Genomic DNA, 20,909 nt, shown 5'->3' with positions numbered 1-20,909 from the left:
TATTACGTCGCTAAAACAGACGACTGGTGTTTGAGGCGCACAACTAGCTGTTTTTAAAAGACATATAGAAAGTTGAGTGCAGGTATAGAGCGAAATGTTATTTCGGAGTGTTTCGCCGCCACCTACGCTCCTGCATAAGGGAGCACCGCAGCGATTTCGGAAGACTCGCCATCCACAGAGCGACCAGCCTGCGTGTGCATAAGCGCTTAAAGGAACTACATTTACTGTTAGCTGTTGCGCCGCAAGGGCAACCGGCTTTTCGCAGTGGGAGGATCACCATGCCCAAGCAGTCGAGCATCCGTTCCGAATTGGCCGACGCCCTTTTTCGCATGCGCCGCAGCTTTTACTCTCTGGCGGGGTTCAGCGGCGTCATAAACGTCATGATGTTGACGCCAGCTATTTATATGTTGCAGGTCTATGATCGAGCCCTGGTCAGTCGCAACGTCACGACGCTGACGATGTTGACTGTGCTGGTAGTGGGTCTGTTCTTGCTGATGTCCACGCTGGAGATGGTCCGCACCCGGGTTCTGATCCGGGTCGGCAACTGCCTCGACATGGACCTCAACCGGCGCATTTTCAACGCAGCATTCGAGCGCAACCTGAGCCGCGCCGGCGGTAATCCGGCCCAGGCCCTGCAAGACCTCGCCCAGGTTCGTCAGTTCGTCACCGGCAATTCCCTGTTCGCGTTCTTCGATGCACCGTGGACGCCGATCTACCTGCTGGTCGCCTATCTGATCCACCCACTGCTCGGACTGCTCACCCTGGTCGGCTCGCTGATCCTGATGGGCCTGGCGTACCTCACTGAAAAGGCGACGCAAAGGCCGCTGGCCGAAGCCAACCAGGCCGCCATGTCCTCCGCCCAATACGCCAACAACAACCTGCGCAATGCCGAGGTCATCGAGGCCATGGGCATGCTGCCGTCGATCAGCAAGCGCTGGTACCTGAGCCATTTGCGCATTCTGGAAATGCAGACCCTGGCCTCCGACCGCGCTGCCTTGATCAGCAGCACCGGGCGTTTCGTGCGGATCACGCTGCAATCCCTGATCCTTGGCGCCGGCGCGCTGCTGGCGATCGAAGGCAAGATCACCCCGGGGATGATGATTGCCTGCTCGATCCTCACCGGCCGTGCACTGGGCCCGGTGGAACAGGTCATCGCGTCCTGGAAGCAACTGCTGGGCTGCCGTTCGGCCTGGGGCCGGCTCAATGAGATGTTGGCTGATTACCCGCGCCGGCCACCGAGCATGTCGCTGCAGCGGCCACAGGGCATGCTGGCGGTGGAGAATGTGTATGCAGGTGCCCCCGGTACCAACAACACGATTCTGCGCGGTGTGGGCTTCAGCCTGGTCCCCGGCGAAAGCCTGGGCATCATCGGCCCATCCGCCTCGGGCAAATCCACCCTCGCCCGCCTGCTGGTTGGCGTCTGGCCGACGCAGGCCGGCAAGGTACGCCTGGACGGCGCGGACATATTCACCTGGAACAAGGCCGAACTTGGCCCCTGGATCGGCTACCTGCCACAGGATGTGGAGCTGTTCGAGGGCAACATTGCCGACAACATTGCGCGATTTGGCGAAGTGGACAGCGAAGCGGTCATCCGCGCCGCCAAGATCACTGGCGTGCACGAAATGATCCTGCGTTTTCCACAGGGTTATGACACCCGCCTGGGCACCGATGGCAGCCCGCTTTCCGGTGGCCAGAAGCAACGTATCGCCTTGGCCCGCGCCCTATATGGCGAGCCCAACCTGATCGTGCTGGATGAGCCGAACGCCAACCTTGATGATATCGGCGAAAAAGCCCTGGTCGATGCGCTGGCCGAACTCAAGGCTCGTGGCGCCACCGTCATCCTGATTTCCCACCGTCCCAACGTACTCTGCGCCGTCGACAAGGTGCTGATGCTGCGTGACGGCGGCGTGCAGATGCTTGGCACGCGCGATGAAGTATTCGCAGCGCTGCGCAAGGCCAGTGTGATGCCTGCAGGCGCGTCGACTCCGCTGGCCTCCGTCAAAGCACGGGAGTGATCGATCATGCAAATGAGCCAACACACCGAAATGATTCCTGCCGATCCCCGCAGCGTAGTCGATCTGGACGTCGGTAAACCCGCGCGCTGGGGCGTGTGGCTGGTGCTCGCCGGCTTCGGCGGTTTCCTCCTGTGGTCCTGGCTGGCGCCGCTGGATGCTGGCGTGGTTGCGACAGGCACGGTCAAAGTCACCAACAATCGCAAAGCCGTGCAGCATCTGAGCGGCGGGACCGTGGAGGCCATTCTCGTTCGCGAAGGCGACCTGGTGAAAAAAGGACAGGAAGTGGTCCGTCTCGACTCGTTGCGTGCTCTTGCCGAGGAGGGTGCAATCAGCGCCCAGTACATCGTCAGCAAGACCGTGGAAAACCGCCTGGAAGCGGAACGTGACGGTCGCGATGTGGTGACCTTCGATCCCGAACTGCTCAAGCGCTTCAAGGGTGATTACCGCCTTGAGGCCGCCATGGACCTGCAACAGCGCCTGCTGGACACTCGCCGTATCGGTCTCGCTGGCGAAATCAGCATCCTGCAGGAGAACCTGGCGGCATCGGCAGTGCAACAAAAGGGCCTGCAGCAGGTCTATGCCGCCCGCGCCTCGCAGATCAACTTCCTCAATCAGGAACTGCAAGGCACCCGCGTGCTGTCGGCCGAAGGCTATGTGCCACGCAACCGCCTGCTCGAACTGGAACGCAGCAATGCCGACCTCTCCGCCGGCCAGGCCGAGAACCTCAACAACATCGCCCGCATACGTAGCCAGACCACCGAAATCAAGCTGCGCATCCTGCAGCGCCAGCACGATTACCTGAAGGAAGTCGAATCGCAGCTGACTGAAACCGCCAAGGAAAACACCACACTGGCCGACCGCTTGCGCTCACTCGACTATGAAGTGACCCACACGGTGATTCGCTCGCCAATCGACGGCATGGTCCAGGGCCTGAGCATTGCCACCGTCGGCGGGGTCATTCAGCCTGGCTTCAAGATCATGGAAATCGTTCCACTCGACCAACCGCTGCAGGTCGACGCGATGATTCCCGTGCAGGCCATCGACAAGATGGTCCCCGGCCTGCCCGTGGACATTTCTTTCCCGGCCTTCAGCCATGCCAAGACGCCCAACATCCCCGGCCGCGTGATGACCATCTCCGCCGACCGCCTGATGGACGAGGAAAGCAAGCAACCGTTCTATCTGGCCCAGGTGGAAGTCACGCCCGACGGCATGAGCCTGCTTGGCAGCAATCACATTCGCCCCGGCATGCCCGCCAGCGTCACCATCAAGACCGGCGAACGCAACATGATGAGCTATCTTCTTAAACCAATGCTCGAACGTGTGGACAGCTCATTCAAGGAACAATGAAATGGACCGTCATTGCCTGCTTTTCTGCCTGCTGGGGTTGGCCCTGCCGGCCAACGCCATGGACCTCAAGCAAGCCTGGGATCTGTTGCAGTACCAGGGCCCTATCTACAAAGCCGCCGTGCATGAAAAAGAGGCCGGCGGCGAAAACCGCGCCATCGGCAAGGCCGGCCTGCTACCGCAGATCAATGCCTCGGGCTACCACAACAAGGTCAATGGCTCCCAAACCCAGAACAAAATCGACAACGATCTGCACTACGACTCCAAGGGCGCCAACGTGCGCCTGCGCCAACCGCTGTTCAACAAACAGAAAATGGCCGAGTACCGCCAGGGTCAGCAGCGCGCCGACTACAGCGACGCGGTGTTCGATGCCAAGAGCCAGGACGCCGCAGTGCGCCTGGCCGAAAGCTATTTCGACGTGCTCCTGGCCAGCGAAACCATCACCCTGGCCAAGTCCAAGCTGACCGCCTTCGATGAGCAACTCGCCTCGGCGAAACGGCGCATGGAACTGGGGGCTGGCACCGTCACCGACATCGACGAGTCGACCGCTCGCCGCGACCTCGCCGAAGCTGAACTGATCGAAGCACAGGACAATCTGGTCAACGCGCGTCGCAAACTCGAGGAATACATCGGTGAAACCCCTGAATCGTTGACCACCTTGCGTCCGACCTTCGATACACCACCGCTGCTACCAAGCAACCTGCAGGACTGGCTGGTCAGGGCCCAGGCCGATAGCCCGCTGATCCATGCACGCCGTTACAGCCGCGACCTCGCCGAAGAAGAAGTCAAGCGCAACAGCGCAGGCCACTGGCCAACACTGGATTTCATCGCCGGCTACACCGCGGGTGAGAGCCAATCGCTTTCCGAGTTGAATCAACGCAACCACTACGGCTCGGTCGGGCTGGAAGTCAATATTCCGTTGTACAGCGGTGGCGGCGTCAGCGCTCTGACTCGCCAGGCCAGTGCCAATAGCGACAAGGCTATGGATGAACTTGACGCCGCGCGACAGGAAGTCATCACCGGAACCACCCGTGAGTATCAAGGCATACTGAGCGGCGCCAAACGCATTCGCGCACTGGAGACGGCCGTAGCGTCCAACGAGCGCTCACTGGCTTCGACACGCAAGGGCTTCAAGGAAGGTGGCACCAGCACCAACTCCGACGTCCTCAATGCCGAAGAGCTGCTCTTCGTTGCACGTCACGATCTGTTCGATGCCAAGGTGCGCTATCTGATGTCGCGCCTGCGCCTGGCCTCTTCGGTGGGCAGCCTGGGCGACGACGACATCGACCAGATCAACAACTACCTCGGCCCGGAACTCTTGGTCACCAAGTAGTAACGCAATACCTGTAGGAGCCGGCTTGCCGGCGATGGACTCAAGTGCGCAGCGTTTATCCAGTTCACACGCGTTATCGTTGACGTCCCTCGCGAGCAAGCTCGCTCCTACAAGGGTCCGTGTGACCTCCAGCCAAAAAATACGTCAGCGTTGAAATTTGCCCACCAAGCCCTTGATTCCCTTTATGCTCGATCCGGTTTCAAATGAAAAGCCACGCCCGGCTCCAGGCTGTAAACTGTTTCCCCATGCGCAAACTTTTGTACCTGACATTCTCCATGGCATTGCTCGCCGCCCTCACGACCTACGCGATGTGGGCTGCGGACCGGCCGGTGGCCCATTACCTTTCGGACCTGCGGATCAATCTGGCTGTCGACCAGGGTACGCCTGCCGATCGTGGCAATTTGCTGGGCATTCAGCCCGAACTGTTTCCTACCGATTATCAAAGCCCCGAGCGCTTGCATCGCAAGCTCGCGGCCTATCTGCAAGCTGCCCAGGACCAGGGTTTGTTGAACGGCAAGACCGTCGTCGTGCTGCCGGAACACGTCGGGACCTGGCTGATGGTCAGCGGCGAGAAGGATGAGTTGTATCAGGCCAGCACCCTCAAGGAGGCCATGAACTGGCTGGCGGTGAGCAATCCCCTGAAGTTCGCCAAGGCGTTGATCAGCGCCGAAGGTGGCAACCGCCTGGACGATGCCCATCTGCGCATGAAAGCCAAGGCGATGGCCAGAGACTACCAGGCACTGTTCGGAGGATTGGCCAGGGAATTCCACGTGACACTGGTCGCAGGCTCCATTGTGCTGCCCGAACCGAGCATCATCGACGGCACCCTGAAAATCGGCCGCGGTGCGCTGTACAACAGCAGTGTAGTGTTCAACAACGATGGCCAGCCAATCGGCCAGCCCCAGCGCCAGATGCACCCGTTCTTCGCACAACAGAACGGGATCAAGGCGAACGGCGAGCACGCGCTCAATGTCGTTGATACTCCCGCAGGAAGGCTGGGTGTATTGATCGGCCACGACAGCTGGTACCCGGAAAACTACCTCAGGCTCAACGACCAGAGCGTTCAACTGGTGGCGGTACCGGCCTTTGTTGCCGGCCGTGGCACTTGGGATCAGCCGTGGCGTGGCTACAGGGGGTCATCAGAGCCAGCCACGGTTGACTTGAAGCCTGGAGAAGTCAGTGAAGGCCAGGCCTGGCAGCGCCTGACCCTCTCGACCCGGATTCCGGCCAGTCAGGCTGTCGCGGGCATGAGTGTGTTCCTGCGGGGTCAATTCTGGGATCAGGGCAGCGCCGGGCACAGTTTCCTCAGCCGCAACGGCCAGCACTTTGCCGACGGCAATGCCCAGGGCGCGCGTTTGCTGAACCTCTGGTTGTAAGCCATGAAACCGCAACCGATGCGCCTCGGCAATCTGTCGGTGGGCTTTGTTCATAGCCTGGCCGATGCCGTGCGCAGTCATGGCGTCGATCCGCAGCCCCTGCTCGATCAATATGGCCTCGATGCCGCGCGCCTGAGCGAAGCCGGTGCCCGCCTGTCGATACCGCGCTACATGCGCCTGGGCCACAGCGCCATTCAACTGACCGACAACCCGGCCCTTGGCCTGCGCATGGGGCAGCTCAGTCGCCTGAGCCAGGCAGGCCTGGCCGGGGTCACCGCCGCCCAGGCGCCGACAGTGCGTGAAGCCGCGCGCTGCCTGATTCGCTTCGAAGCCTTGTATGGTTCAAATTATCGGGGTCAATCCAGTTTTCACGAAGACGCCCAGGGCGCCTGGCTGCGTTTCTATTCGATCAGCCCCTATAACGCCTACAACCGTTTCGTGGTCGATTCGATCATCGCCGGCTGGTTACAGCAGTTATCCAGTGTCAGCCCGGCCCCACTGCGCGCCGAACGCATCGAGATCGAATTCGAAGAACCCGGTTACCGTGCGGCCTATGACGTTTTGGGTGACTGTCCGATTCAGTTTGGCAGTGAACGCAATCAACTGCGCTTGGGCCTGGCAAGCCTCGCCCAGCGCAACCCCGAGCATTGCCCGAGCACCTGGCGACATTTGCTGCAACTGTGTGAGCAGGAGTTGGAGCAACTGACACGCACCCGCAGCCTGCGGGAGCGCATCATCGCGCTGCTGGGACCGTTACTTAATGGCGGCCGGGAACCCGACCTGCAGGAGGTGGCGGCACGCCTGAAGCTGCCGACCTGGACCTTGCGCCGCAAGCTCGTCGAAGAAGGCACGCAATTTCGCGCGATTCTCAACGACACCCGCCGCGACCTGGCCATGACTTACATACGCGACACAGAGCTGGCGTTCGGAGAGATCGCCTACCTGCTGGGCTTTGCCTCAGCCGAAGCGTTTCAACGCGCATTCAAACGCTGGAACGGGCAGACACCCGGCGAATTTCGCCGAAGCCATAGAGAAACAGCCTCAAGCGTCTAGCTGCAAGCGACAAGTTGAAGCTTTAAAGCTCTGTAGCGTCTTCCGCCGGCTCCAGTGGGTCCAGTTCGAAAGCCTGGTACTCGAGCAGCTCTTCTTGATAATCGTCCATTTTTGGATCCCCCCGACATACATTGAAAACGCTTGAATAAATGACCAGCCCCTTGAGCATAAAGTGCCCGCGTGAAAGAAAAATGACGCGGACACGACACTCCGTCGCTACTGAATAAAACGTAGCAGTTGGTCAGGAATTTATCATTGGTTTTTTCGCGGGAAATCGCAGAACTGCGGACTTGCCTGATGCGGGTCAATCATTGGAGTGGCCACAGGATCGGGTCATCTGAGCCGATCCTGTGCAGACACCCTCACTGGCCAGAGACAGGCATCGCCGGAATGGATTCGCTCGGCGGTGGCAAGTCAGTCGGGTTCGGCGGTGGCGTGACGATTTCCGGGGACAGTACGGGCGCGATACTCTCGACCGGTGTGATCGGTGCTGCGTCAGGAGGCGGGGCAACCGGCTCGGAGGAGACAGGCATCGCTTCGGCCGGCGCAGGTGCAGACACTGCCGGCTCTACAGCGGGTGCCGCCGCCGGGGCTGGCGCCAGTGGTGCCGGAGCGGCCTTGGGTTCAGGCATGCCCAGGTCCGTCTTCGGCTTTTCGGTGATGTGCGCAGCCTTTTTCGCTTCCGGCGGCAGGAACAGTTCGACCAGCGCGAAGAAGCGCTCGTAGAACTTGGCAGACGATACGGTTTCGCTGGCGACCTTGACCATCGAGTCATCAGAAGAGCCGATCGGCATCGATACCGAGCCCAATACACCCACACCGAGACTGGCGGAGTTGTTGGTCTTCTTCAGCGCATAACGATCCTGCAGGGCGTTGGCGAACACCGTCGCGTGATGCCCTTCGCTGCCGTCATCGGTACAGACCACACTGAAGCTGATCTCCATGTGGTTCTCGCCGGTCTGCTGGAAGCTCTTGTGACCGCTGACCAGCTTCGAATCGTTGCTGGTGATGATGTAACCCTGGCTCAGCAAGGCGCGACGGGCCGCTTCACAGCTCTGGGTATCGGTGACCGGATAGTTGCGGGAAAAGGTCCCGGAATCATCGAAGTTCTCATGCTCATAGATGGCGGTTTTGTTCGATGAACAACCGGCCGCAGTGGCAAGCACGGCAGCCAGCCCGACAACCCGCATGGGAAATGATTTAAACATTGAACATCCTGAGGAAAACGGTACGGGGCGTATTGTGCAACAGATCGATGCTTAGCGGAGCATCGATCGTGTCTTAAAACAGTTACAGGCTGATTGACCCCGGTTTTGCACAAACGTCACCGCGGCAAATGACGTACGGCCAAACAAAAAGACCCCGGCTTTTCGGCCGGGGTCTCCTGTGCTGCGCTAAACCTGTTCAGGCATCAGTATTTCTTGATGTCTGCCTGGCTTTCCAGCTGCTTGCGATACGCCGCAAAGTCTTGCTGGCCGATACGCGAAGCGAGGTAGCGACGGTACTGCGCTTTCTCTTCTTCGGTCGGCGCCGCTGCTTCGTTCACGCCATTGAGGCGCACGATCATCAGGCTGCCGTCCGCCAGCGTCACGCTGGTGAAGGTCGGCTTGTCCTTGGCCGCAGGCTTCGCCATGCGGAACAGCGCTTGCAGCACAGCAGGGTCAACCCCTTCCTGAGCGCGGGTCGCCGCTTCAGTGACTTTCCAGGCCTGACCGTCGACCGCTTGATCCAACGGGGTCTTGCCATCGCGCAGGCCGGCGATCAGGGCTTCAGCCTTGGTCTTGGCATCGGCGCTGGCGTGTTCCTTGGCCAGTTGCACGCGGATCGCGGCAGAAACGCTTTCCAGCGGCAATTGCGAAGGCTTCAGGTGCTCCTTGGCACGCAACACGACCACGGTTTCCGGATCGAGCTCGATGGCGGTGCTGTTCGCGCCCTCATCCAGGACTTCCGGGCTGAACGCGGCAGTGATCACGGCACGGTTGGCGGCAATACCCTCACCGCCTTCACGGCCGAACGGCTTGGACGTGTGCACGGTCAGTTTCAGGTCCTGCGCCGGCTGAGCCAGATCGGACGCTTCGAACGAGGCGTCTTCCAGTTGCTTGCTCGCCTCAACGAAACGCTGCTCGACCTGTTGGGTTTTCAGGCCACGGGTCAGCTTGTCTTTCAGGCTGGCGAACGTTGGCACTTCTGGTGCTTCCACACCCAACAGCTTGATCAGGTGGAAACCGAAGTCAGTGCGAACCGGTGCAGAGACCTGGTCCTTGGTCAACGAATACAGGGCTTTTTCGAACGCCGGGTCGTAGACGCCAGGACCGGCATAACCCAGGTCGCCGCCGTTGTTCGCCGAACCAGGATCCTGGGAGAATTCCTTGGCCAGCGCCTCGAATTGCTCACCCTTGGCCAGACGGGCCTGGATCTCTTCGATCTTCGCCTTGGCTTGCGCCTCGGTGGTCTTGTCGTTCACTTCAATCAGAATATGCGCAGCCCGGCGTTGCTCGGACAGGTTGGCGATTTCTTTCTGATAGGCCGCCTGCAGGTCTTCGTCGTTGACGCTGACCTGGTCGAAGAAGGAAGCCTTCTTCAGCTCGAGGTAATCGATGACCACCTGATCCGGCGTCATGAATTCCTTGGCGTGTTCGTCGTAATAGGCCTTGACCTCATCGTCGGTCAGCTTCACGGCTGCCGGGTCGGCCTTGATGTTCAGGGAGGCGAAATCGCGGGTCTGTTTTTCCAGACGGGCAAACGCCAGTACCTGTGCATCGGTCACGAAACCGCTACCTGCCAGGCCGGCACGCAGCTGACCAATCAGCATTTCCTGAGCCAGCATCTGGCGGAATTGCATGCGGGTATAGCCGAGTTGGCGAATCACCTGATCGAAACGATCGGAACTGAATTTGCCATCAACCTGAAACTCTGGTGTTTGCAGGATGACCTGATCCAGCGCTGCTTCGGAAAAAGCGAACTTCGATTTTTCTGCGCCTTGCAGCAGCAGCTTGCGATCGATCAGGCCCTTGAGAGCCGATTCACGCAACATTTTTTCATCCAGCAAGGAAGCATCGAAATCCTTGCCCAGCTGTTGCATGAGCTGGCGGCGTTGCATATCGACCGCCTGGCTCAGCTCGTTCTGGCTGATTTCATCGCCGTTGACCTTGGCCGCATCATTACTGTGCGACGTGGCTTTGAAAATGGCGTCGAAACCGGTCAAGGCCATCAGAACAACGATGACCCCGATAATAGTCTTGGCAATCCAGCCTTGTGAATTGTCCCTGATATTCTGCAGCATGCGTCCCCCAGAAACGGTTGAACTTCAAAATTAGGCAACCGTGGAGCGTGGGTAGAATCCGGATAGAAGAAAGGCGCATCCGAGGATGCGCCTTCTCGTAACTGGCGGAGCGGATCGAGGGCTCGAACTGGCGACCCTCGGTGTCTTGAACCGGCGACCTGCAGTCAGGACTGCCGCTCCGCTGCCAAGTCAGGCATGACCCCGACCCGGATGGGTAAAAACCTGAATCGAACTTAGTTGACAGCTTCTTTCAGTGCTTTACCGGCTTTGAAACCTGGTTTTTTGGCTGCTGCGATTTCCAGCGTCTTACCGGTCTGTGGGTTACGACCAATGCGAGCTGGGCGATCAGTTACGGAGAAAGTACCGAAACCAACCAGAACAACAGAGTCGCCAGCCTTGAGAGCGCCAGTGACGGATTCGATTACAGCGTCCAGCGCACGGCCAGCAGCAGCTTTCGGGATATCAGCGGATGCAGCGATAGCATCAATCAGTTCCGACTTGTTCACTCTAAGTCCCCTTATATCTATTTGAGTATGATTCTAAGTTTTTTTGGTGAAAGCAAAAACGAGTGCTGAATGGCCTACAGACACTTAAGAGCCGCTTTATAACAAGGGCTCTAAAAAGCTGTCAAGAAAGCCCCCCCAGGTAAATACGTACTAATGCGTGCTAATTCTTTCCTTAGAATCTGCGTCGCGTTTCTCATCCTTCGCGACTATCTCCGGAGCCACGTCCGGCAAGGGCTCCGGCGCGTATTGCAACGCAATTTGCAGGACCTCGTCAATCCATTTAACCGGTTTAATCTGTAGATCCTGCTTGATATTGTCCGGAATCTCTTTGAGATCGCGCACATTCTCTTCAGGAATGATCACCGTCTTGATTCCGCCACGGTGCGCTGCAAGCAGTTTTTCTTTCAAACCGCCAATCGCCAGTACCTGACCACGCAAAGTGATTTCGCCGGTCATGGCCACATCCGCGCGTACCGGAATGCCGGTCAATGCCGAAACCAGGGCCGTGCACATGCCTACACCAGCGCTAGGGCCGTCTTTAGGGGTCGCCCCTTCCGGCATATGGATGTGCGTGTCGCGCTTCTCGTGGAAGTCCAGGGGAATGCCCAGGCTCTTCGCCCGGCTGCGAACAACGGTCAAGGCAGCGGTGATCGACTCGACCATCACGTCCCCCAGGGAACCGGTCTTGATCAACTGGCCCTTGCCCGGTACCACAGCGGCTTCAATGGTCAGCAACTCGCCGCCCACCTGAGTCCACGCCAGGCCGGTCACCTGACCGATCTGATCCTGCTGCTCGGCCAGGCCGTAGCGGAATTTACGCACGCCGAGGTAATGCTCCAGATCGTCCACAGTGACCTTCACCGAGAAGCGTTTTTCCAGTGCATGCTCTTTAACCGCCTTGCGGCAAACCTTGGCAATCTGGCGCTCCAGCCCACGCACACCGGCTTCGCGGGTGTAGTAACGGATGATATCGCGGATCGCTTCGGCGTCGAATTCCAGCTCGCCTTTCTTCAAACCGTTGGCAGTGATCTGCTTCGGCGAAAGGTATTTGACGGCAATGTTGATCTTCTCGTCTTCGGTGTAGCCCGGCAGACGGATCACTTCCATCCGGTCCAGCAACGCCGGCGGGATGTTCATCGAGTTCGAGGTGCACAGGAACATCACATCGGACAGGTCGTAATCGACTTCCAGATAGTGATCGTTGAAGTTGTGGTTCTGCTCGGGATCGAGCACTTCCAGCAACGCCGATGCCGGATCGCCACGCATGTCGCTGCCCATCTTGTCGATTTCATCGAGCAGGAACAGCGGGTTGCGGACACCCACTTTTGTCATCTTTTGAATCAATCTTCCTGGCATCGAACCGATGTAAGTACGGCGATGACCACGAATTTCCGCTTCATCACGCACGCCACCGAGGGCCATGCGCACGAATTTGCGGTTGGTGGCGTGAGCGATCGACTCCGCCAGGGACGTTTTACCCACCCCCGGAGGACCGACCAGGCACAACACCGGACCACGAATTTTCTTCACGCGTTTTTGCACGGCGAGGTATTCGAGGATGCGCTCCTTGACCTCTTCCAGGCCGTAGTGGTCGGCATCCAGAATGTCTTCTGCCCGTGCGAGGTCCAGGCGCACCTTGCTCTGGGCCTTCCACGGCACCTGAACCAGCCAGTCGATATACGAACGCACCACGGTCGCTTCCGCGGACATCGGCGACATCTGCTTGAGCTTGTTCAGTTCGGCCGTCGCCTTGGCCAGCGCGTCTTTCGGCAGGCCAGCGGCATCGATACGCTTTTTCAGGTCTTCGACTTCGTTGTGACCCTCGTCGCTGTCGCCGAGCTCTTTCTGAATGGCCTTCATCTGCTCATTCAGGTAGTACTCGCGCTGACTGCGCTCCATTTGTTTCTTGACGCGCCCACGAATGCGCTTTTCAACTTGCAGCAGATCGATTTCGGCATCCAGCAACGCCAGGACGTGCTCGACCCGGGCCGACAGATCGATGATTTCGAGGATTTCCTGCTTCTGCTCGATCTTCAGGGCCATGTGTGCGGCCATGGTGTCGACCAGGCGGCCTGGCTCATCGATGCTGTTGAGCGACGACAGGACTTCAGCCGGGACTTTCTTGCCCAACTGCACGTATTGTTCGAACTGCGACAGCAGGCTGCGAACGAACACTTCCGACTCGCGCTCTGGCGCGTCGACTTCGTCGATCAGGGAGACTTCGGCACGGCAGTGGCCGTCCACTTCGCTGAAGCGCTCCACGGCGCCCCGCTGCTCACCCTCGACCAGAACCTTGACCGTGCCGTCAGGCAGCTTCAGCAGCTGCAGAACGGTGGCAATTGTACCAACGCGATACAGGGCATCTTCACCGGGATCATCGTCAGCCGGGTTTCTCTGGGCCAGCAGCAAAATCTGCTTGTCGCCCGTCATCGCAGCCTCGAGGGCTTCGATGGATTTCTCGCGCCCCACGAACAGCGGGATAACCATGTGCGGATACACAACGACATCACGCAATGGCAGGAGAGGCAATTCGATGGTTGTCTTCATGATTTCGCCTCTACGGCGGCCATAAGGCCGGAAACAGATGGAAGTAAGCTTGAAACCAAGATGGGGGTAGCCTTCAAAAAAAACAAGCACAAAGACTGTGTAAAACGCGCAAAAAGCAAAGGGGCCCGAAGGCCCCTTCTTTGTACCGGCTGCGTGACGCTTAAGCGTCTGGCGCGGCCTTGGCGGTCGGCTCACTGTTTTCGTAGATATACAGTGGCTTGGACTTGCCTTCTATCACGCTTTCATCGATCACTACTTTGCTCACCTCAGATTGCGAGGGGATTTCATACATAGTATCGAGCAATACACCTTCGAGAATCGAACGCAGGCCACGGGCACCGGTTTTACGCTCCAGGGCACGCTTGGCGACCGATTTCAGAGCATCGGAACGGAATTCCAGATCAACGCCTTCCATCTCGAACAGCTTGGCATACTGCTTGGTCAGAGCATTTTTCGGCTCGGTGAGGATCTGCATCAATGCAGCCTCGTCAAGCTCGTCCAGCGTCGCGAGGACTGGCAGACGACCGACGAATTCCGGGATCAGACCGAACTTGACCAGATCGTCAGGCTCGACTTCACGCAGGGACTCACCGACTTTCTTGCCCTCTTCCTTGCTGCGCACTTCTGCGTTGAAGCCGATGCCGCCCTTGGTGGAACGGTTTTGAATAACCTTTTCCAGACCAGAGAACGCACCACCGCAGATGAACAGGATGTTACGGGTGTCGACCTGCAGGAATTCCTGCTGCGGATGCTTGCGACCACCTTGAGGCGGAACGGAAGCAACCGTGCCTTCGATCAACTTGAGCAGGGCCTGCTGCACGCCTTCACCGGAAACGTCCCGGGTGATCGACGGGTTGTCAGACTTGCGCGAAATCTTGTCGATTTCATCGATATAGACAATGCCCATCTGGGCTTTTTCTACGTCGTAATCGCACTTCTGCAGCAGCTTCTGAATGATGTTCTCGACATCCTCACCCACGTAACCTGCCTCGGTGAGGGTGGTTGCGTCAGCGATGGTGAACGGAACGTTCAGCAAGCGGGCCAGTGTTTCGGCAAGCAAGGTCTTACCCGAGCCTGTCGGGCCGATCAGCAGGATGTTGCTCTTGCCGAGTTCGACGTCGTCATTCTTTTTGTCACGCTGATTAAGGCGCTTGTAGTGGTTGTACACCGCTACGGCCAGAACCTTTTTCGCACGCTCCTGACCAATCACATACTGATCAAGGATGCCGCTGATTTCTTTAGGCGAAGGCAATTTATGCGCGCTGCTTTCGGCCTGTGCTTCCTGCACCTCCTCGCGGATGATGTCGTTGCACAGGTCGACGCACTCGTCGCAGATAAAGACCGAGGGGCCGGCAATCAATTTGCGCACTTCATGCTGGCTTTTGCCACAGAAGGAGCAATAGAGCAGCTTGCCGTTGTCCTCGCCGTTGCGGGTGTCAGTCATTCGTTCGATCCAAATCCGATAGGCTTGCAACACAAGATGAAGGCTATTGCGGGCTTTTTCAAGCCCGCAGGTGTCGGACCTGCCGACCAACCCTATTTTGAGCTGCTTATTTTAAGCAGGGCGCTGGCTGATCACTTCGTCGATCAACCCGTACTCACGCGCGGCGTCCGCACTCATGAAATTGTCACGGTTGGTGTCGCGCTCGATTTCTTCAAGAGTGCGCCCGCTGTGCTTGGCCATCAGCGTGTTGAGACGCTCACGAATAAAGAGGATTTCCTTGGCATGGATTTCGATATCCGACGCCTGGCCCTGGAAACCGCCCAGTGGCTGGTGAATCATCACACGCGAGTTCGGCAGGCAGTAACGCTTGCCTTGGGCACCGGCCGTCAGCAGGAATGCGCCCATGCTGCACGCCTGACCGATACAAGTGGTCGACACGTTGGGTTTGATGAACTGCATGGTGTCGTAGATCGACATGCCCGCCGTCACCGAACCGCCCGGGGAGTTGATATAGAGATGGATGTCCTTGTCCGGGTTTTCCGCTTCAAGGAACAGCAGTTGCGCACAGATCAGGTTGGCCATGTAGTCCTCTACCGGACCAACCAGAAAGATCACTCGCTCCTTGAGCAGGCGCGAGTAGATGTCGTAGGCGCGCTCGCCACGAGCGGACTGCTCGACAACCATCGGGACCAGGCCGCCTGCGGCCTGGATATCAGAGTTCTGCTGAATATACGAATTACGGAACATGCTCTGCAGTCACTCCCAAATAGTTATGTCTTGAATACGCATAAGCCAGCACGAAGGCTGGCTTATGGTGTTTGCTTCTTACCGCAAAAGTGATCAGTCGGCTTGTGGTGCTTCTACCGGCTTGACTGCTTCTTCGTAAGAGACCGACTTGTCGGTCACGCTAGCCTTCTGCAGAACAGTATCCACAACTTGCTCTTCCAGCACAACCGAACGAACTTCGTTCAGTTGCTGGTCGTTTTTGTAGTACCAGGACACAACTTGCTCAGGCTCCTGGTAGGCCGAAGCCATTTCCTGAATCATCTCGCGAACGCGGGCTTCGTCAGGCTTCAGGTCGAACTGCTTGACCACTTCAGCCACGATCAGACCCAGCACTACGCGACGCTTGGCTTGCTCTTCGAACAGCTCGGCCGGCAGTTGGTCAGGCTTGATGTTGCCGCCGAACTGCTGAACAGCCTGCACGCGCAGACGGTCAACTTCATTGGACAGCAGAGCCTTTGGCACTTCGATCGGGTTGGTGGCCAGCAGACCATCCATTACCTGATTCTTGACCTTGGATTTGATCGCCTGACGCAGCTCGCGCTCCATGTTCTTGCGAACTTCGGCACGGAAGCCTTCCAGACCGGTTTCCTTGATGCCGAATTGAGCGAAGAATTCTTCGGTCAGCTCTGGCAGCTTTGGCTCGGAAACGGTGTTGACGGTCACGGTGAACTCGGCGGTTTTACCAGCCAGGTCCAGGTTCTGGTAGTCCTCAGGGAAAGTCAGGTTCAGAACGCGTTCTTCACCGGCTTTTGCGCCAACCAGGCCATCTTCGAAACCAGGGATCATGCGGCCGGAACCCAGAACCAGCTGAGTACCCTTGGCAGAACCGCCAGCGAACACTTCACCGTCGACTTTGCCGACGAAATCGATGTTCAGCTGGTCTTCGTTCTGGGCAGCGCGATCGGCCACTTCGAAACGGGTGTTCTGCTTGCGCAGGATGTCCAGCATCTTGTCCAGATCGGCGTCAGCCACGTCAGCGCTCAGGCGCTCGACGGTGATACCTTCGAAACCGGCAACGGTGAACTCAGGGAACACTTCGAATACGGCTACGTATTCCAGGTCCTTGCCCGCTTCCAGGGACTTAGGCTCGATCGAAGGCTGACCAGCCGGGTTCAGCTTCTGCTCAACCACAGCTTCGTAGAAGGAAGACTGGATCACGTCGCCTACAGCTTCCTGACGAGCGTCAGCACCGAAACGGCGCTTGATTTCGCTCATTGGCACTTTGCCTGGACGGAAGCCAGCAATCTTGGCCTTTTGGGCGGTCTGCTGCAGACGCTTGTTGACCTGGCTCTCGATGCGCTCAGCCGGCACGGTGACGCTCATGCGGCGCTCAAGAGCAGTAGTATTTTCAACAGAAACTTGCATGGATATTCCTCGTTGCACAGACGTTAGCCGGCCGTTTCCGACCCCAGAATCAAGGGCATGCATTCTAGTGGGTCAAACTCAAGAAGTCACCCTACTGAAAACGGGTAAAAAAGCAGCAGGCAATTTATAGGTGCGAATGCACGAATGCACCTCGCCCCGATGGCAAATACAACCAATCACGCCAGGGCTCTGCGCCAACCCTTCCTATATAGAAGAGGTCGCCAATCATCTCCCTGACAGCCGATCTCGCAAGCAAGGCCGGCGGACAGGACGGCATCATCGAGAAACATAAATACGACGAAACGCCCTACCCCTGCGACCCGGAACCTGCGGCCGCTGAAACAAAAAAGGCGCCAGACTTTTCAATCTGGCGCCTTTCGAAATATGGGGTGGACGATGGGGATCGAACCCACGACAACGGGAGTCACAATCCCGTGCTCTACCAACTGAGCTACGCCCACCATATTGCCTGTTAAAGAAGCCAAACAACTTCTTTATGAAGCTCCAGCCAGGCCGACAGCCTGAGTGAAGCTTTATTTGGTGCGGATGAAGAGACTCGAACTCTTACGCCTCGCGGCGCTGGAACCTAAATCCAGTGTGTCTACCAATTCCACCACATCCGCGGATGAAGCCTTTTAAAGCAAAGGCGCCAGACTGTTAATCTGGCGCCTTTCGAAATATGGGGTGGACGATGGGGATCGAACCCACGACAACGGGAGTCACAATCCCGTGCTCTACCAACTGAGCTACGCCCACCATATCGCGCTACTTGTGCCAAAGTTGCCTAATGGCGCACCCGGCAGGACTCGAACCTGCGACCATCCGCTTAGAAGGCGGATGCTCTATCCAGCTGAGCTACGGGCGCCTTGTTAGCTGTAACCTTGGAGGACTACAAACTAAGTGCTTTCCAGTCTCGCAGAACCGTAATCCCGCTCAACCTTCTTAACCAGTGCTAGGCTGTGCCCGACAAGTGCGACGAATAGTATAGAGCCCCCTGAAGGTCGTCAAATCATTTTTAAAAAAAATTCATTTAATTAAAGGAGTTAGGGGAATTTGCAGACCAAGCGCCTTTGCCCTCACCGCATGACATGCGAGAATGCGTTCTCTTTTTTCCCCTCTCGATGGTTAATCACGCGCAATGACTGCACAACTAATCGACGGCAAATCGATCGCCGCCAGCCTGCGCCAGCAGATCGCCCAACGTGTCACCGAGCGTCGCCAGCAAGGCCTGCGCACGCCCGGCCTTGCGGTGATCCTGGTCGGCAGCGATCCTGCCTCTCAGGTTTATGTCTCGCACAAGCGTAAAGACTGTGAAGAGGTCGGCTTTCTATCCCAAGCTTATGACCTGCCTTCCGAAACCACTCAAGAAGCGCTGACCGATCTGATCGATCGCCTGAACGACGATCCTGCAATCGACGGCGTTCTGCTGCAGCTTCCGCTACCTGAACACCTGGACGCCTCCAAACTGCTGGAGCGCATTCGCCCGGATAAAGACGTCGACGGTTTCCATCCTTATAACGTCGGTCGCCTGGCCCAGCGCATTCCGCTGCTGCGCCCATGCACCCCCAAAGGCATCATGACCCTGCTGGAAAGCACCGGGGCCGATCTCTACGGGATGGATGCCGTGGTTGTCGGTGCGTCCAATATCGTTGGCCGCCCGATGGCCATGGAACTGCTGCTGGCCGGTTGCACCGTAACCGTGACCCACCGCTTTACCAAGGACCTGGCCGGCCATGTCGGCCGTGCGGACCTGGTTGTCGTCGCCGCCGGCAAGCCGGGCCTGGTCAAGGGCGAATGGATCAAGGAAGGCGCGATCGTGATCGATGTCGGCATCAACCGTCAGGACGACGGCAAGCTGGTCGGTGACGTGATCTACGAAACCGCCCTGCCCCGCGCCGGCTGGATTACTCCGGTACCGGGCGGCGTAGGTCCGATGACCCGTGCCTGCCTGCTGGAAAACACCCTGTATGCCGCTGAAACCTTGCACAGCTGAGTTTCAACGCAGACGCTGACAGCGAAACAAGGAACCCCGCCCCTGGCGGGGTTTTTTTTGCCTGCGAAACATCTCGACCATCCGCCGGAAAATGACATTTTTTTCATGTTTCTCAGGACTTTCACCTGTTACTTGAACAACCATCGACAGTTATTCAGCCATACTCCAGAATGTCGCGCTTTTCAGGAAACAGCCCGTTACAAAACGGCTTATCAACACTTTACGAGTCTGCCAGCGTGAAAATCCGTCTTTCCATCCTGAGCCTATTTATTGCAGTTGCAGGGACTTTCATCACGCCAATCGCCAGCGCTGGCGAAACCACCGCTGCGCCGCGAGATACCACACTCAAGCTCGCTTCCGGCAGCTCCTTGCTGTTGGACATGCAGACCAACAAAGTCATCTATGCCAGCAATCCTGACGTAGTGGTGCCGATCGCCTCCGTCAGCAAGTTGATGACTGGCCTGGTCGTGGTTGAATCCCGGCAGAACATGGACGAATACATCGACGTCAACATCAGCGATACACCGGAAATGAAAGGCGTGTTCTCCCGGGTCAAGCTGCGCAGCGAACTGCCGCGCCGGGAAATGCTGCTGATTGCCCTGATGTCCTCGGAAAACCGCGCCGCCGCCACTCTGGCGCACCACTATCCGGGCGGCTATGCCGCGTTCATTGCCGCGATGAACGCCAAGGCAAGGGCCCTGGGCATGACCAACACACACTTCGTCGAACCGACGGGTCTCTCGCCGCGCAACGTGTCGACCGCTCGCGACTTGAGCAAATTGTTGATTGCCGCGCACAAGTACCCGCTGCTGACCGAGCTGAGCACGACCAAGGAAAAAACCGTCTCGTTCCGTAAACCCAACTACAGCCTGGGCTTTCGCAACACCGACCATTTGGTCCGCAAGCCGGACTGGGACATCCAACTGACAAAAACCGGTTTCACCAACGAAGCCGGTCACTGCCTGGTGCTGGTGACCCGAATGGGTAACCGCCCGGTGGCCCTGGTGATCCTTGACGCCTATGGCAAGTACACCCATTTTGCCGATGCCACGCGCATGCGTAATTGGGTAGAAAGCGGAAAGAGCGCAGACGTGCCTTCCGTAGCCTTGCAGTACAAGGCAGACAAGAACCTCAAGCAGCGCCAGACCGGCGTGGTTGAAGCGTCGAAGTAAGCAACGACGAATAAAAAAGGATCTTCACGCATTCCCGGGAAACTGTAGGAGCCGGCTTGCCGGCGATGGACTCAAGTGCACCGCGTTTATCCAGTTCATACGCGTTATCGTTCACGACCATCGCTGGCAAGCCAGCTCCTACAAGAGACCGCGTCCGAGTTGACAATGAGGGGGCCTCCAAACCAGTGAAAGGCCCGAAAAAAGCCCCGAACATTCGGGGCTTTTTTCCATCGCAGAATCAATCGTTAGGCAGCGGCATCTGGTCGTCATCCGGAATGCCATCCCCTTTGCTAGGGTCTCGCCAGCCCTGCGGATGCTCGATTGGCACCACTGTCGGCCGCGCCAGTGGATCGCGCAGCGGGCTGTCCGGATCCAGCACCGGGTCAATGTCCTCTTGCGGCGTAGTTGGGACAGTTTCCGGACGTTTATCGTCGAAACTGGAATCATTGGACATACGCACCTCCATTGGACCTAAGGTTTCAGATCACCCAGTGGATCGTAGGGCTTGGCCGGAGCCTTGGGGTTGTCACCCGGCTTCACATCCCTCGGCGCCTTGGCGGGTCCGATCGGGTCGACCTGTGGATCGGCAAGGTCCGGGGAATCGGGATCGAAACCCAGCTCATCGCCGGAAGAATGTTCAGACGAGTGCGGACCGACGGGCGTGGTGGAATGAGCCATGGGCGCCTCCTGAT

The 20,909-nt window shown here is 58.0% G+C and carries 16 protein-coding genes and 4 tRNA genes; 7 read left to right on the top strand and 13 right to left on the bottom strand.

Features of this window, described 5'->3' with window-relative positions; translation table 11 throughout:
* Nucleotides 1-278: 278 nt before the first annotated feature.
* The 5 genes from KGA88_RS03780 (at nt 279) to KGA88_RS03760 (ending at nt 7,121) form a co-directional block, all read left to right on the top strand.
* Nucleotides 279-2,015, top strand: coding sequence for a type I secretion system permease/ATPase (locus KGA88_RS03780; protein WP_223589062.1), 1,737 nt, complete (start codon nt 279-281; stop codon nt 2,013-2,015).
* A 6-nt stretch (nt 2,016-2,021) separates the two neighbouring features.
* Nucleotides 2,022-3,362 carry an HlyD family type I secretion periplasmic adaptor subunit gene (locus tag KGA88_RS03775; RefSeq protein ID WP_110657407.1) on the top strand — a complete coding sequence of 447 codons (1,341 nt, stop codon included), beginning with the start codon at nt 2,022-2,024 and terminating at the stop codon, nt 3,360-3,362.
* 1 nt (nt 3,363) lies between these two features.
* Complete coding sequence (locus KGA88_RS03770) at nt 3,364-4,692, top strand: TolC family outer membrane protein (protein WP_223589060.1); 1,329 nt, start codon at nt 3,364-3,366, stop codon at nt 4,690-4,692.
* A 245-nt stretch (nt 4,693-4,937) separates the two neighbouring features.
* Entirely contained in the window at nt 4,938-6,068 is a 1,131-nt protein-coding gene (locus KGA88_RS03765; RefSeq protein WP_110657411.1) for a nitrilase-related carbon-nitrogen hydrolase, read from the top strand.
* 3 nt (nt 6,069-6,071) lie between these two features.
* Entirely contained in the window at nt 6,072-7,121 is a 1,050-nt protein-coding gene (locus KGA88_RS03760) for an AraC family transcriptional regulator (protein WP_223589058.1), read from the top strand.
* A gap of 362 nt (nt 7,122-7,483) precedes the next feature.
* On the opposite strand, the gene KGA88_RS03755 is transcribed toward KGA88_RS03760, so the two are convergent.
* The 11 genes from KGA88_RS03755 to KGA88_RS03705 all read right to left on the bottom strand — a co-directional run bounded on the left by KGA88_RS03755 (nt 7,484) and on the right by KGA88_RS03705 (nt 17,917).
* The gene (locus tag KGA88_RS03755) at nt 7,484-8,329 is read right to left on the bottom strand and encodes a DUF2242 domain-containing protein (protein ID WP_223589056.1); all 846 of its coding nucleotides are present in this window, start codon (nt 8,327-8,329) and stop codon (nt 7,484-7,486) included.
* Nucleotides 8,330-8,532: 203 nt separating this feature from the next.
* Complete coding sequence (locus KGA88_RS03750; RefSeq protein WP_110657417.1) at nt 8,533-10,404, bottom strand: SurA N-terminal domain-containing protein; 1,872 nt, start codon at nt 10,402-10,404, stop codon at nt 8,533-8,535.
* A 233-nt stretch (nt 10,405-10,637) separates the two neighbouring features.
* Nucleotides 10,638-10,910, bottom strand: a complete 273-nt coding sequence (locus tag KGA88_RS03745) for an HU family DNA-binding protein (RefSeq protein WP_002552737.1) — start codon at nt 10,908-10,910, stop codon at nt 10,638-10,640.
* Nucleotides 10,911-11,060: 150 nt separating this feature from the next.
* Nucleotides 11,061-13,457 carry an endopeptidase La gene (lon, locus tag KGA88_RS03740; RefSeq protein WP_110657419.1) on the bottom strand — a complete coding sequence of 799 codons (2,397 nt, stop codon included), beginning with the start codon at nt 13,455-13,457 and terminating at the stop codon, nt 11,061-11,063.
* A gap of 160 nt (nt 13,458-13,617) precedes the next feature.
* Nucleotides 13,618-14,901 carry an ATP-dependent Clp protease ATP-binding subunit ClpX gene (gene clpX, locus KGA88_RS03735; protein WP_007982210.1) on the bottom strand — a complete coding sequence of 428 codons (1,284 nt, stop codon included), beginning with the start codon at nt 14,899-14,901 and terminating at the stop codon, nt 13,618-13,620.
* A gap of 111 nt (nt 14,902-15,012) precedes the next feature.
* The gene (gene clpP, locus KGA88_RS03730; protein WP_015094302.1) at nt 15,013-15,648 is read right to left on the bottom strand and encodes an ATP-dependent Clp endopeptidase proteolytic subunit ClpP; all 636 of its coding nucleotides are present in this window, start codon (nt 15,646-15,648) and stop codon (nt 15,013-15,015) included.
* A 93-nt stretch (nt 15,649-15,741) separates the two neighbouring features.
* The gene (gene tig / locus KGA88_RS03725) at nt 15,742-17,052 is read right to left on the bottom strand and encodes a trigger factor (RefSeq protein WP_223589054.1); all 1,311 of its coding nucleotides are present in this window, start codon (nt 17,050-17,052) and stop codon (nt 15,742-15,744) included.
* A gap of 385 nt (nt 17,053-17,437) precedes the next feature.
* A tRNA-His gene (locus tag KGA88_RS03720) sits at nt 17,438-17,513 on the bottom strand.
* A 77-nt stretch (nt 17,514-17,590) separates the two neighbouring features.
* Nucleotides 17,591-17,675 (bottom strand) — tRNA-Leu (locus KGA88_RS03715).
* A gap of 57 nt (nt 17,676-17,732) precedes the next feature.
* Nucleotides 17,733-17,808 (bottom strand) — tRNA-His (locus KGA88_RS03710).
* Nucleotides 17,809-17,840: 32 nt separating this feature from the next.
* Nucleotides 17,841-17,917 (bottom strand) — tRNA-Arg (locus tag KGA88_RS03705).
* A 273-nt stretch (nt 17,918-18,190) separates the two neighbouring features.
* On the opposite strand from KGA88_RS03705, the gene folD reads away from it, so the two are divergent.
* Nucleotides 18,191-19,045 (top strand): bifunctional methylenetetrahydrofolate dehydrogenase/methenyltetrahydrofolate cyclohydrolase FolD, encoded by an 855-nt coding sequence (gene folD, locus KGA88_RS03700; RefSeq protein WP_223589051.1) that lies wholly within the window; start codon nt 18,191-18,193, stop codon nt 19,043-19,045.
* Nucleotides 19,046-19,281: 236 nt separating this feature from the next.
* Nucleotides 19,282-20,217, top strand: a complete 936-nt coding sequence (gene pbpG / locus KGA88_RS03695; RefSeq protein ID WP_110659928.1) for a D-alanyl-D-alanine endopeptidase — start codon at nt 19,282-19,284, stop codon at nt 20,215-20,217.
* 238 nt (nt 20,218-20,455) lie between these two features.
* On the opposite strand, the gene KGA88_RS03690 is transcribed toward pbpG, so the two are convergent.
* Together KGA88_RS03690 and KGA88_RS03685 are read right to left on the bottom strand one after the other, a co-directional pair.
* Nucleotides 20,456-20,671 (bottom strand): hypothetical protein, encoded by a 216-nt coding sequence (locus tag KGA88_RS03690; protein ID WP_223589048.1) that lies wholly within the window; start codon nt 20,669-20,671, stop codon nt 20,456-20,458.
* Between the two features lie 17 nt (nt 20,672-20,688).
* Nucleotides 20,689-20,895 carry a DUF6021 family protein gene (locus KGA88_RS03685; protein WP_015094297.1) on the bottom strand — a complete coding sequence of 69 codons (207 nt, stop codon included), beginning with the start codon at nt 20,893-20,895 and terminating at the stop codon, nt 20,689-20,691.
* Nucleotides 20,896-20,909: the final 14 nt, after the last annotated feature.

This window comes from Pseudomonas sp. A-R-19, assembly GCF_019956575.1.
In the GTDB taxonomy this organism is placed as follows: Bacteria; Pseudomonadota; Gammaproteobacteria; order Pseudomonadales; family Pseudomonadaceae; genus Aquipseudomonas.
The sequence above is the reverse complement of the archived record's forward strand: the minus strand, read 5'-3'. Positions and strand labels throughout refer to the sequence as shown.